The following is a 12,981-nucleotide window of genomic DNA, read 5'->3' on the forward strand; positions in this document are numbered from 1 at the left end:
GTCATTCCACTGCCTTGGGCGCGATCGACGATCTGGTGCGTCGTTCACCGGAGGCGTGGACCGTCACCTATCCGGGGCTGGACTCACTCCGCACCTTCGAAGGCAAGGCGCGGCGCCTGCGCATTTGCATCGCCACCGAAGATATCGTTGGCCCGGTGCGCAATGGCGGCATCGGCACGACCTACTCCGCGCTCGCCGAACTCCTGGCCGACCTGGGTCATGAGTTGACGATTCTCTACCTCAAGGGACACGAGGTGGAGAACGAGACGATCGAGCATTGGGCGGATTACTACGCGGTCAAGAAAATCCGCTTCGTGCCGGTGCCGAACTATGCGCGACTGGACCGGTATCCGGTCGGCGGCGATCGATGGGCACATGCCTCCTACAACATGTTCCGCTACCTGTCGGAACATCCCTCGGACGTCGTGCACGTCTCGGAATGGCGCGGGGCAGGGTATTTCAGCCTGCTCGCCAAGCGGCAGGGGCTGGCCTTCCGCGATACGCTCTTCATCGTCAAGACCTCTTCGCCCTGGCTGTGGAACAGGCTCTACGGGTTGCAGCCCTTCCAGCGACTGGACGATCTTGCGAAGGTGAACGCCGAGCGCCGCAGCGTCGAACTGGCGGACATGGTGGTCGGAGGCAGCCTGCATCTGCTGCGCTGGATGCACAGCCAGGGCTACGACATGCCGCGCGACAGGATCTTCGTGCAACCCAACGTCGCGACCTTCGAGCACCTCGCCGGCCTCGCCCGAAGCCGCGACTGGGAGCCGGGAAGCCGCCACCCGGTCGACGAGATCGTCTTCTTCGGCCGACTGGAGGCGCGCAAGGGGCTGCTGATCTTCATTCAGGCGATCAAGCGCCTGATCCGCCAGGGCACCGCTCTGCCGCCCCGGATCTCCTTCATGGGCAAGCCCGGCGAGCCGGTGCTGGAGCGCACGGGCGAAGACGTCGTCGGATACATCAGGGCCGAAAGCGCATCGTGGCCGACCAAGGTCGAGATCCTCTCCGACTTCCAGCAGTACGAAGGGGTCGAATATCTACTGGGCGGCAACCGGCTGGCCGTCATGCCGTCGCTGATCGAAAACTCCTCGCTGGCCGTCTACGAGGCCGTGATCTGCAAGGTCCCCTTTATCGCTTCTGATTCCGGAGGCACGCCCGAGCTGGTCGCCGCAGCCGATCATCCGCACGTCCTCTGCCCAGCCCATCCCGTGCCGTTGGCCGACAGGCTTGCGCTGGCGCTCGAGCAGGGCGCCTACGTCGCAACGCCCAGTTTCGACAATGGGGAAAATCTGGATCAGTGGCGCCGCTTTCATCAGGACCTCGGGCGCGGACTCCTCGCGGAGCTGCTGCCTGCGCAACTCCACGGGGCCGCGCCGCCCCCCACCATTTCCGTGTGCATCTACCATCCCGAAAGCGACGAGAAGCTCGCCGCGACGCTGGCCTCCCTGAACGCACAGGATCATCCGCAGCTCGAGATACTGATCGCCGTAGATACCGACGACAATGAGGCGGTCGACCGGGCCCGGACGAAGGCCACGGAACTCGGGCTTTCCGCAACCATCATTCCGACTTTCGACTTCGACGCGGGACTCGGGTTCAATGCGCTGGCGGACGAGGCCAGCGGCGAGTTCGTCTTTTTCCTGTGGTCCGGCTCGACGCTGAATGCCGCGGCCCTGTCCACGCTCGGGGATGTCGCGGCACGCTGCAGGGTGGACCTGCTCACCTACTTCTTCCGGGTGGTCTATGGCGAGTCGGAGGCCAGCCGTCCCTATCTCAACGTCGCGCTGCTGGGCGATTTCGCCCAGGCGTTCTTCCACACCGACGTCACGCCGCTTCCCCTGCTCGTGCGGCGCGAGGCCTTTCTCCGGCTGGGCGGATTCACGCGGGACTATCGCGTTCTCGGACATGACCACGAGTTCGTCTCGAAGGCGCAGTTGGCCGGACTGCGCTGCCAGTCCGTTCTCCGCGAACTCGGCACGGTCGATGGCTGGAGCGCGGAACGATTGCGCGAGCGGGGCTATGATCGCTCCGTGTCGGAGTTCCGCGCGGCGCGACCGCAGCTCGCTGCGGCGCCGCTGGTGCTGCGCGAACTGCTGATCATGGCGAAGGGTCTGCAGAAGAACCTCGGAAGGCGCGGCCGGCTCGGAGGTTCGACGGCCCTGGCCGTGCATGCCAAGAAGAGCACTGCGCGGAACGTCGTGCAACTGCTGGCGGCCCTGGCGCCAAAACTTCCCGGACGCATCCGGCGGAACAAGGTGAAGGCGGAGCGGCGCGCGCGCGGGCTTTCGGTCCGTGCCGCGGCGCATGGCGGAGGGCTCGTTCACCTCGTGAGCGACCAGGAATTGAAGGTTCGGCCTGGCGTGCAGGCGCAACTGGCGGTGCGCAATCTCGCCATTCATTGGCACTCCGACGCGGATGGGAAGCGCTATGTCGGGCGGCTCTTCGGCGTTCACCGTGGGGTGGTCCACGGCTGGGTGCGCGACGAAGACAGGCCAGACCGCACGGTCGAGATCGAGGCGGATTTCGGCGACGGTCGCAAGCGGGTGGTGCCGGCGAACATCGAGTCGACGGCGATCCTGCCGGCACGCGTCGGAATGCGCGGACATGGTTTTGCCATGCCGATCTGGCGCGGACCCCATGGCTTTCGGGGCGACTGGCGGACGACCGAGGTCGTGTTACGCGTCAGGGGGACGGACCTGATGATCGGCGAACTATCGGTTCCGGCGGATCCTCGCGCATTGGAGGCCGGAGGCTACGAGGGCCATTGCGACTTGGTGGATTCCACGATCCGGGGGTGGGCCTGGCAACCGGCGCATCCGGAAAATTCCGTCGACATCGCCGCCTTCGTCGATGGAAAGTTCCTCGGCCGCACCACGGCGAACTACGTCCGGGACGATCTCCGCTCGCTGCAGATCGGGACCGGGGCCTACGGCTTCGCCATATCGATTCCGCGCCAGCTTCGCGATGGTGTGCCGCATCGCATAGAGGTCGTCGTCGCGGACTCGGGTCTTCTCCTCAATCGCGGGCGTCTCCGGCTGGTCGGCGACAAGCTTATCTCGGTGAAGTAGCGTCGGCGCCCGTCAGAGGTCGCGCAGGTGGAGCTTCTGCGCGTAGCGCGCCACCAGGCGTGCGTCGATCGAATCGCCACAGGCCTCGAACACGAGCGCACGCGCGCCGGCTTCGTCCAGTTTGACGGCCTGGACGTCGGCGCGCGCCGTGTTGCGACGGTATCGTACAGCCGGCCATTGCAGGGCGCCGATGCGCAGGCCGGCACCCTGCGCCTTGGCGAGGGTGACCCAGTCGAGGCTCGGATAGTCGTATCCGAGATCGTGGAACCCGCCCAGAGCGCCGAACGCCTTTCGCCTGACCGCCATGGCCGTGTCGCCGAACGCATTGAAGAAGAGGCCGGCCGAATGGGCGGCGCCCAGGAAGAGCAGGTGCCCCGCGCTGGTCGCGGCAAGCGGGTCGCCGTCCCCGTCGTCGAATACATCGAGCGAAGAAACGACGATATCGTGCGCCTCCGTCGACGCCGCACGCGCGAGCCGTTCCAAGCCTCCCGGTCGGAACATGTTGTCATCGTCGAGGAACACGACGACGTCCGATCGCGCCTCTGCGAGACCGCGATTGTAGGCGCAGCTCTGGGGGAGCGGGTCCTTCAATCCCAGGATGCGGAGTCCGGGGCGATCGCCGGCGATTTCACGAATCGAATGCTCGATGTCGGGAAGCGGGCTCGCATTGTCGATGACGATGACTTCGACCTCTTTCCCATCGATCCTTGCAGGGACGGAGGCCAACGCCTGGCGCAGGAAGCGAAGGCGGTCGTAGTGGAGGATGCAGACCGTGACGCTGTCTGCTTCCGTGGGCGGAGAGGGGACGCCGAGGCGCGTCAGGTCCATCACCAGCTTCGCCCAGTCCACCTCGCCGCGGTCGTCATCGGGCGCGGCGCCGTCTCGGAGGGCACGGGCAATCGATTGTTCCAGGCGGGTCGCCAGATGCCGGTCGGCCATCGGTCGTGCGATGAGGGCCACGTGATGACCTGTCGCTTTGCGAAGGGCGTGAAGCTCGTCGATGCTGGAAGACACCGATACGGCCAGTCGGCCCGGCTCGCAGCCGTAACGGATCGCGCGTCGGCGGTCCGATTCGTCCACGACCGTGAAGCGGAACGGCCAGCTCGATGCTTTCTGGCCGAGCCACTCCTTGTTCAAGCCATAGGAATCTTCGCCGATCGGACCGACAAAGGTCACCAATCTGTCACCCAGCACGCCTTTGCGGGCCAGCCGCTCGACGGCCTCCACGAATTCACCGGCGCCTGCCGATCGCTGAAACGCACCGATGAAGGCGATTTCACGAATTTGTGTTCCGCCCGGAGCGCGTGCCCGGCTACCCGCTATGCGCGAAAAGCCGACGGTGCGAATTCCCAAATCATCGCCCGGAAGAGCAGGGACATCGACCGGCTGATCCGGTCGGATGAGCGCATCCGCAAAGGCGAGACACTGGCGTTCCATTGCATCGACGATCAGGACGCTCAGGTCGACACCGGCGGAATCGCTGGCCAGGAAGTGGTCGCGGGTCGGCTCATTCCCCCACAGGGCGACACGGGTGTGGGCGAACGCTTCGCCGCACGCTCTTGCCATCAGGGTCGCCTGGGCGATGCCGCCCCGGACGGGCGCGATCATCAGGTCGGGAGGCCTTCGCGCCATTTCGAGGGCGAGCCGATGGCTGTCGGCCATCGACCTGACCGCCACAGCCCGATTGAGGCCGGTGAGGAGCGTCGGCTCCTGCGACAGGCCGGCCATCACGCTGTCGTCGATCAACCGGACCTCATGTCCCTGGGCCTCCAGCGCGCGCGCGGCCGCGTCGAAGACGCCGGACGGTCCGCGCCAGCCGTCGGCTGGCCAAGTGTCGACCAGGACGATGTGCAGCGCCATGTTCAGGAGATCCTGAATTCGAGGCCGCTGGCCAGATCATCCACGAACTGGGGGCTGCGGTGCGGCGGCCGGGGCAGGGAAAACCCATGGAAGCCATCGCTGCCTGTTTCGATGCTGTCGCGGCGAAAAAGTGTGGCCCTCTGCTCAGCGAGGGGCTGACCGTCGGCGCGGAGGCGGATGACCCGCCGCTCCTCCGGACGTTGCCGGTCCACGGCCCACCCCGTGAGAACCGGCCCGGCCGCGGCGCCGTCCAGGCACAGGATATACCCACCGTGCCGAAAGATCTTTGCTCCCCGTCCGGGCTTGGAGCTCGACTGGGGCAACTCGACGCTCGGCTCCCCACACGAGAACTTCGCGGCCTCGATACCGTGAGCATCGGCGCCCGGCAGCGCGAAACCGTAGTGTCCGTCGCCGTAGCCCGCTTTTTGCACGTCGGCTCTATAATGGTCGGCCAGTCCCTGGGCGATCATCCGGCCGGATGGGTCGAGCATACGAACGGTCAGACGAGCCGTGGGCTCTGCCAGGTCCATGGCCCATCCGCGGGCATGACCGCGATGCATGCCGTCGACGCATCCGACGACTCCCGTCCGCGTGCCGGGAGCGACCCGGCGCAGGAGGCCCTTGATGGGGAGCAGGATGTTCACTGTGGATATCACGAAAACAATATCCGATGCGGGCTTGTCCGCCGCAATGTGCCGGTGTGTAACGGCCACCGGTTGCCCACCGCCTACGGATTGACCATCGTTGGCTTCGCGGATACCCCTTGAACCCAGATATCTCGCTCCGTTCATCAAGCGATCTGCCGTCGATTTCCACTCTGTCGATGTCGAGAAAGTGCCCGCCCACATGACTCTCTTGGACTTCTCGCCGGACCAGCACGTCAATGTGGGGATTGGGCAAGGAAGCGGGGCGGCGGCCGGCGGGATCGCCGAGAACGGCGGCGGCCGCGGGATCAAGGCGAAAGCGGCTCTGGCGTTCAGAATCGCGGCCTGTCTATTCGGGCTGTCCCTCGCCAGCTGCACGAACGTCCCGGCTGCGGCACCCACGACTGCGCAGCTGGTTCGTACGCAGGACGAGAATTGGGAGGTCTTCGTCATAAAGGTGACCTCTCTGGTCACGAGGGCCTTGGCTCAATACCAGCCGCCGAGCTTCCCACAGACATTCCGACTGGCCAAGTATACGCCCAGCGTAGCGCTGAAGCCGGGCGATACGATCGGCATCACCGTGTATGAAACGGCGGGTTCGACGCTCTTTCAGGGGACGGTGCCTCCATTGATGACGGGCACCCCGGGCCTGCCGGCCCCCCAGTCCTCCACTTTGCCGTTGCAGATCGTCGAGGCGGATGGTCAGGTCAGCGTTCCCTATGTCGGCCGTGTCCATGTTGCCGGACGTACCCCATCGCAGGCCGCGGCGCTGATCCAGCAAGGCCTGGAATCCCAGACGGTCCGCCCTCAGGTCGTGGTATCGCTGGTCGGCAACGTATCGAACACTGTCTCCGTCGGAGGAGAAGTCAACAAGGCGGGTCTCATGCCGCTGACGTTGCGCGGCGAGAAGCTGTTGGATGTCGTCGCATGGGGCGGCGGGCCTAAGTTTCCCGCCGTTCAGATGGATCTGCGCCTCATGCGTGGTCAGCAGGTGGTGTCGGTGCCGCTGCAACAGGTGATGGCCAATCCGGCGGACAACGTCGTCGCCCAGCCGAACGACAACATCTCGCTGGTGCGCAATCCGAAGACGTTTCTTGTCATGGGCGCGACACAGAAGGTTGCCCAGTATCCGTTCGAGACGGAACAGGTGACATTGGCAGAAGCCATTGCCCGCTCGGGGGGCGGCATCGATCTGCAGGCCAATCTCGGCGGCGTCTATCTGTTCCGCTACGAGCCGGCCCGGTTTGCCCGGACCTTGCTGAATGCGGACAGGCAGGCCGTGGATACGAGCTTTGTGAACGCGCGCATGGCCGCGTTGGACGGCGGCATGGATGCGCCGGTGATTTATCGCATCGACCTCACGCAGGCCGACGGATATTTCTTCGCTCAACAGATTCAGCTTCGCGACAAGGACGTCGTCCTCATCACGAACGCCGACTCGGTCCAGTTCCTGAAGATCATGCAGGTGGTGCGCTCGATCACGGGTGCCTACTACGATCTGACCCGCAGTACGAATAACTAGGACAGGACCAACCCGGCACGAGTTATGCTCAACGCACGGTAGTTTCTCTCGACAGGCCGCTGGTCGGGAGAGGCTGTCGTCCCGCCATTGCTCCGCATCCAGGGGCATTGTAAGCAAACAGCGGCCGCAATTGGCCAGGTCCAAGGTGTTGGAGGCTATGACAAAGGGCGTCGTGATCGTTTTCGGCGGCGATGGCTTCTGTGGCTGGCCGACGAGTTTGCATCTCAGTCGCGCGGGCTATGAAGTCGTAATCGTCGACAATCTGTCCCGCCGCAGCATCGAAGCGGAACTGGGGGCAGAATCGCTGACGCCAGTCAGAAGCATGCCGGAGCGGTTGGCGGCCTGGCACGAGCTCACGGGCCGGAAAATCGTCTTCCGCCAGCTGGATGTCGCGACCGACTTCGATGGGGTCAGGGAGCTGCTTTCGACGCACAAGCCGGTTGCGTGCGTTCATTTCGCCGAGCAGAGGGCAGCGCCCTATTCGATGAAGTCGGCGCGGCACCGCATATACACCGTCAACAACAATCTGAACGCCACCAACTGCATCATGGCGGCCATCGTCGAGGTCGACCCGGCCATTCACTGCGTCCATCTCGGCACGATGGGCGTCTATGGATACGGCGCCATGGGCGCGATCATCCCGGAGGGCTACTTCAACGTCCGGCTTCCGCAGGAGGGCGGAGGCTATGTCGATCGGGAAGTGCTCTATCCCGCCGATCCGGGCAGCATCTATCACATGACCAAGACGCAAGACGCGTTGCTGTTCCAATTCTACGCCAAGAATGACCGACTGAGGATCACGGACCTTCATCAAGGCATCGTTTGGGGTACCCAGACGCCCGAGACCGAGCTCGACGAACGTCTCATCAACCGCTTCGATTATGACGGTGACTACGGCACGGTCCTGAACAGATTCCTGATGCAGGCGGCCGTCGGCTTTCCCCTCACGGTAAACGGCACGGGCGGGCAGACGCGTGCCTTCATTCACATTCGCGATACGGTGAACTGCATCCGTAAAGCCATCGAGTCCCCGCCGCAGGCAGGGGCGAAGGTGCGCATTCTCAATCAGATGACGGAGACGCATCGCATCCGGGATCTGGCCAAGTTCGTGCAGAGCATGACGGGAAGTGAGATCGTCAACGTCGTCAATCCTCGAACCGAACTGGAAGAGAACGACCTGCAGGTCGCAAACCCCCAGTTCCGGGCACTGGGAGTGGCTTCCACGACACTGGAAGTCGGCCTTCTCGAGGAAGTGCGGGACATCGCACAGCGCTATCGTCACCGCTGCGACTTCTCCAAGATTCCGTGCGTATCCTACTGGTCGCACGAGCGGCAGCAGAAGGCGCTCGCACAGATGAGCAAGCTCGTTGCCGAATAGGCGGGCCTTTCTTTGATTCCTCCGGATGCCTTCGGCGAATTCCTTTGATTGCACAAAAAATCCTGATCACGGGCGGCTGCGGCTTCATCGGGTCGAATCTCATTCGACGCGCTGCAGCGCTCGGACTGCCCGGCCATCTGACCGTTCTCGACAATGAGACGATGGGCTCGCCCGCCGACTTGCCGTCGAACGTCGCCGCGTATCAGAAGGGTGACGTCAGGGATCTTCCGACCGTGCTTCGAATGTCGGAAGGTTGCGACGCCATCATCCATCTGGCTGGCCATACGAGAGTACTGGAATCGATCGACGATCCGGTGAGCGATTTCGAGATCAACGTGAGAGGCACGTTGAATGTGCTGTTGGCGGCTCGAGACGCCGGTGTTCCTCACGTCGTGCTGGCGTCGACGGGCGGCGCGCTGTTTGGCGCCGAGACGGCGCCCATCCATGAAGGGATGGTTCCCCAGCCGCTATCTCCCTATGGCGCATCGAAACTTGCCATGGAGGGATATGCGCACGCTTTTTCGAGCTCCTATGGATTTCGAACGACAGCCTTGCGCTTCACCAATGTCTATGGGCCCTACTCGCGCCGCAAGGGCAGCGCGGTCGCGCATTTCTTTCGCCAGATCCTGGCACGTCAGCCGATCACCGTTTATGGCGATGGAAGCCAGGTTCGCGACTTCGTGTACGTAGACGATCTCTGCGACGGCATTCTCCAGTCCCTGGGGGCTGCGGTTTCCGGCGTGTACCATCTCGGGTCAGGCCATCCGACATCCGTTGCGAGCCTTCTGGAAAACATGCGCGCCGTCGTGGGACCCGATTGGCCGTTCGAGGTTCGCTACGCGCCTTGGCGCACGGGCGAAGTCCGGAGGACCTTTACAACCATCGAAAAGGCGGCCAACGCATTCGGCTATCGGCCCGCGGTCACGCTGGAAGCGGGGCTGCCCCGCACCTGGCGTTGGTTTCTGGATCAGTAATTGTCGTTCCCGGGCAGAAGTCTCTCGAAGAGCTCGACATAGGCTCGCCGAACGACCTCGGGAGAATGGCGTCGCCACATCTCGAGCTGTACATCCTGGACGTAGCTGCGCCGCTTGTCCGGATCCGACAGCTCCCTGACGGCTCTGCCGAGCGCGTACGGGGTTTCGACGGCAAACATGTCGTGCGCCGCCGCGCTGAGAATCTCCGAGCAGGCGGGCGAGCCACTGACCAGCGTTGGAACGCCGTGCATCATCGCGGCGACGAATCGGTTGGGACTCTTGGTGGGCTCGTCCGCAGCATGGGAGACGACGCAGAGTTCCGCCATGGAAAGCTCGCGTTGCACGTTCTCGACTGACCAAGGCACGCAGAACGGGCTGTATGCCGGAAAATTATGGGAAAGCGTATTGGGCGTGGTCACCAATACGGGCTCATACTCATAGTGAGATTTCAGGTAGTCGATGATCCAGCGTGCGCTCTCGAAGTTTCCGCGAGTCACGTGGCCGAACCAGACGAGACGGCGCGAACCAACTGCGGTTGCCGGCCTCGGAGACACTCTATAGTCGATCGATTCCGGAATGTAGAAGCAGGGCTTGCCCGGAAACAGGTCTGCGAGTTCGTTTCGCAGCCGCATCGTGGGCGCCATCAGGACATCGGCGCGGTCTATCACCTCGAGGCAGCGCCGGCGGGCGTGCAACACCCCTTCGTCGGTCTTGAAAATATTGTCGGTTGCGAAGAACCGATCGCACACATCGTACACGACGATCTGCCGGCGGTTGCGGGAAACGCTTTCGAGAGTCTGGTCGCTGCATAGCTGAACGATGACCGCGATGTCCGCCGTCGGATCGTGGGTCAATTCCACGTCCCAGACCGGATCACCTGCGAGCAACTCGACGACGTACTTGGCTCGCAATCGAGACGTAGCGTATTGGTCGACAGGGTACCAGATCGGCGTAAAGGAGACTTTCGGCACGTTCCTGACCAGTTTGCGCACCTCGCAGCAAGGCGCGGAGGCAACGCTCAACCGTTGCGCTCACCACTATTTGCATAAACCTCCTCGATGGCGGTTTTAAGGCCGATAGACCAGTCAGGCGTCGAGATGCCCAGAGTCTGCGACAGGTTGGTCAGGTCGAGGCGCGAGTTGAGGGGGCGTTGCGCCTTGACGGGATACTCGCTGGTCGCGATCGGCAAGACCCGGCTGGTCTTCAGGGCGACGCCTCTGGCCCGCAGCCCCTCGATGATTGCGGTCGCAAAACCGTGCCAGCTGGTGACGTTCGACGCCGCGAGGTGAACGAGGCCGCCGCTTCGGCCAATCATCTGCAGAACGCCGCCCGGCGCCGCAAACATGGCGGCGATGGCCTCCGCGATGATGGACGCAGATGTCGGGGCGCCGAACTGGTCGGCAACGATGCGCAATTCCTCGCGCTCCTTCGCCAGACGCATGATCGTACGGAAGAAATTGGCGCCGACGGGTGCATAGACCCACGATGTGCGGGCAATGAGATGGGGACCGCCGACCTCCCGGATCGCCCGCTCGCCGGCAAGCTTGCTGGCGCCGTAGACCGATAGCGGGGCGGGAGCATCGGTCTCCTTCCAAGGGGTGGTCCCGCTACCATCGAAGACATAGTCGGTGGAGAAATGGAGCAACGGCACACGCTTGTCGGCCGCCCATCGGGCCATGGCAGCCGGCGCCGTTGCGTTGACCAGGAAGGCGGCTTCGCGTTCGTCCTCTGCCTTGTCGACGGCCGTGTAAGCGGCCGGATTGACGATGACGTCAGGTTTGATCTCGTCCAGGCGACCGGCAATCTCGTCAGGTTTCGTCAGATCGATGAGTGTCCGGTCGGCCGCAATGACAGTACCGAACGGCGCAAGACGGGGAACCAGCGCCGACCCGACCTGACCTGTGATGCCTGTCACCAGAATTCGCACGGTTTATCCTTCGTACGGAGGCAGCCGGTCGATCTGCGACAGCGGCAGGGCAGCGGCGTCTTTGGCCGAAACCCTCGGATCCGTCATCTGCCAGTCGATGCCCAGCTCGGGGTCGCACCAACTCACGGTGATTTCATCCTTGGGACTGTAGAGATTGTCGCATTTATAGAAGAAATCCGCGCTCTCGGTCAGGACGACGAAGCCATGAGCGAACCCTCTGGGCACGAACATCTGGCGCCCGTTCTCCTCGCTCAGCTCCGCAGCGAAGGACTTGCCGAAAGTCGGACTTCCGCGCCGCACATCGACTGCGACGTCGAGCACCTTGCCGCGAAGTACGCTGACGAGCTTGCCTTGTGGGTTCGGGTACTGGAGGTGTAAGCCACGCAGCACGCCGTATGTGGAACGAGAGAGGTTGTCCTGGACGAAGGGGCCGATCGCCCCTGCGGCGGCATACCGTTCCGCTTGGAACGTCTCGACGAAAAAGCCACGGGCATCGCCAAACCGCCGTGGCTCGAAGAGGATCACACCCGGAAGTGTCGTCTCGAACGTCCGCATGCCTGCCTACTCTGAGAACCACGTACCGCTTTTTATAGTAAATGTTTTAGGCTATTGGCAACATCGTGAGGCCGACCAGATGGAGGCGGAATGAAGGGCATCATCTTGGCGGGGGGGTCGGGTACGCGTTTGTATCCGGTCACGAGCGTCGTTTCGAAGCAGCTGCTTCCTGTATTCGACAAGCCGATGGTCTACTATCCGCTATCGACGCTGATGCTTGCGGGCATACGCGATGTTCTGATCATCAGCACGCCCACGGACGTTCCTCTGTTCCAGAGGTTGTTCGGTGATGGCAGCCAGTGGGGGATGCGCTTTTCCTTTGCAGCGCAGGAAACTCCCCGCGGTCTTGCCGATGCATTCATCGTCGGTCGGCAATTCGTCGGTTCGGATCGCGTTGCCCTGGTTCTCGGCGACAATATCTTCTACGGCAACGGCCTGTCGGAGGCGTTGGGGAATGCGGTCGCCCGCGAGAAGGGCGCGACGGTGTTTTCGTATGTTGTCGCTCGCCCTGACCAGTATGGCGTCGTGGAACTCGACGAGAGCGGCCGTGCGGTTTCAATCGAGGAGAAACCGCTCAAGCCCAAGTCGAACTTCGCCGTTACAGGCCTCTATTTCTACGACAATCTCGTCCTGGATATCGCGGCCTCTTTGAAGCCTTCTCCGCGCGGCGAGATCGAGATCACCGATATCAATCGGATTTACATGGAGCAGGGCCAGCTGTTCGTCGAGATACTCGGGCGAGGCTTTGCCTGGCTGGATACCGGGACCCATGAGTCTCTGACCGAGGCCAGCCAGTTCGTGCAGATCTTGGAGCAGCGTCAGGGATTGCGGGTCTCGTGCCCGGAAGAAATCGCGCTGCGGCTTGGTTACATCACTTTGGATCAGTTTCATCAGCTTGCCATCAAGGCAAGCAAGAGTCGTTACGGTCAGTATCTTCTGAATGTCCACGCAGCTTTCCAGGCGGGGCGGGAGCTGCTCGACAAGGGGTAAACGGCCTCAGGAAAATCACCGGACATGGCTCTCGCTCCCAAAATGGCTATAATGGCATCGTTG

10 protein-coding genes are annotated in these 12,981 nt (G+C 63.1%); 5 read left to right on the plus strand and 5 right to left on the minus strand.

Features of this window, described 5'->3' with window-relative positions:
* The first annotated feature begins 14 nt into the window (after positions 1–14).
* Positions 15–3,068 carry a glycosyltransferase gene (locus ACO07K_RS09070; RefSeq protein WP_422035597.1) on the plus strand — a complete coding sequence of 1,018 codons (3,054 nt, stop codon included), beginning with the start codon at positions 15–17 and terminating at the stop codon, positions 3,066–3,068.
* A gap of 12 nt (positions 3,069–3,080) precedes the next feature.
* On the opposite strand, the gene ACO07K_RS09075 is transcribed toward ACO07K_RS09070, so the two are convergent.
* Positions 3,081–4,928 (minus strand): glycosyltransferase family 2 protein, encoded by a 1,848-nt coding sequence (locus ACO07K_RS09075; RefSeq protein ID WP_422035598.1) that lies wholly within the window; start codon positions 4,926–4,928, stop codon positions 3,081–3,083.
* A gap of 2 nt (positions 4,929–4,930) precedes the next feature.
* On the minus strand, positions 4,931–5,572 hold the full coding sequence (locus ACO07K_RS09080) for a hypothetical protein (RefSeq protein ID WP_422035599.1): 642 nt from the start codon (positions 5,570–5,572) through the stop codon (positions 4,931–4,933).
* 202 nt (positions 5,573–5,774) lie between these two features.
* On the opposite strand from ACO07K_RS09080, the gene ACO07K_RS09085 reads away from it, so the two are divergent.
* From ACO07K_RS09085 to ACO07K_RS09095, 3 genes are all read left to right on the plus strand, one after another.
* Positions 5,775–7,094: a polysaccharide biosynthesis/export family protein gene (locus ACO07K_RS09085; RefSeq protein ID WP_422035600.1), complete on the plus strand. Its 1,320-nt coding sequence runs from the start codon at positions 5,775–5,777 to the stop codon at positions 7,092–7,094.
* 157 nt (positions 7,095–7,251) lie between these two features.
* Positions 7,252–8,472: an NAD-dependent epimerase/dehydratase family protein gene (locus tag ACO07K_RS09090; RefSeq protein ID WP_422035601.1), complete on the plus strand. Its 1,221-nt coding sequence runs from the start codon at positions 7,252–7,254 to the stop codon at positions 8,470–8,472.
* A gap of 44 nt (positions 8,473–8,516) precedes the next feature.
* The gene (locus tag ACO07K_RS09095; protein WP_422035602.1) at positions 8,517–9,446 is read left to right on the plus strand and encodes an NAD-dependent epimerase/dehydratase family protein; all 930 of its coding nucleotides are present in this window, start codon (positions 8,517–8,519) and stop codon (positions 9,444–9,446) included.
* Here the strand turns inward: ACO07K_RS09095 and ACO07K_RS09100 are convergent.
* Genes ACO07K_RS09100 through rfbC form a run of 3 tightly spaced genes read right to left on the minus strand, consistent with a single transcriptional unit; the run spans position 9,440 to position 11,928 of the window.
* Positions 9,440–10,468: a glycosyltransferase gene (locus ACO07K_RS09100; RefSeq protein ID WP_422035603.1), complete on the minus strand. Its 1,029-nt coding sequence runs from the start codon at positions 10,466–10,468 to the stop codon at positions 9,440–9,442. The two genes, ACO07K_RS09095 and ACO07K_RS09100, sit on opposite strands and share 7 nt — an antisense overlap.
* On the minus strand, positions 10,465–11,373 hold the full coding sequence (rfbD, locus tag ACO07K_RS09105; RefSeq protein WP_422035604.1) for a dTDP-4-dehydrorhamnose reductase: 909 nt from the start codon (positions 11,371–11,373) through the stop codon (positions 10,465–10,467). The genes ACO07K_RS09100 and rfbD overlap by 4 nt, the downstream gene beginning before the upstream one ends.
* A gap of 3 nt (positions 11,374–11,376) precedes the next feature.
* Entirely contained in the window at positions 11,377–11,928 is a 552-nt protein-coding gene (rfbC, locus tag ACO07K_RS09110) for a dTDP-4-dehydrorhamnose 3,5-epimerase (RefSeq protein WP_422035605.1), read from the minus strand.
* Between the two features lie 90 nt (positions 11,929–12,018).
* On the opposite strand from rfbC, the gene rfbA reads away from it, so the two are divergent.
* Positions 12,019–12,918, plus strand: coding sequence for a glucose-1-phosphate thymidylyltransferase RfbA (rfbA, locus tag ACO07K_RS09115; protein WP_422035606.1), 900 nt, complete (start codon positions 12,019–12,021; stop codon positions 12,916–12,918).
* Positions 12,919–12,981: the final 63 nt, after the last annotated feature.

The organism is Reyranella sp., from assembly GCF_965228225.1.
Taxonomy (GTDB): Bacteria; Pseudomonadota; Alphaproteobacteria; order Reyranellales; family Reyranellaceae; genus Reyranella.

What these genes read in the sequence shown, in the direction of transcription:
- rfbC (WP_422035605.1), bottom strand. Translation starts at nt 11,928, where the DNA reads ATGCGGACGTTCGAGACGACACTTCCGGGTGTGATCCTCTTCGAGCCA.
- ACO07K_RS09075 (WP_422035598.1), bottom strand. Translation starts at nt 4,928, where the DNA reads ATGGCGCTGCACATCGTCCTGGTCGACACTTGGCCAGCCGACGGCTGG.
- ACO07K_RS09090 (WP_422035601.1), top strand. Translation starts at nt 7,252, where the DNA reads ATGACAAAGGGCGTCGTGATCGTTTTCGGCGGCGATGGCTTCTGTGGC.
- ACO07K_RS09085 (WP_422035600.1), top strand. Translation starts at nt 5,775, where the DNA reads ATGACTCTCTTGGACTTCTCGCCGGACCAGCACGTCAATGTGGGGATT.
- rfbA (WP_422035606.1), top strand. Translation starts at nt 12,019, where the DNA reads ATGAAGGGCATCATCTTGGCGGGGGGGTCGGGTACGCGTTTGTATCCG.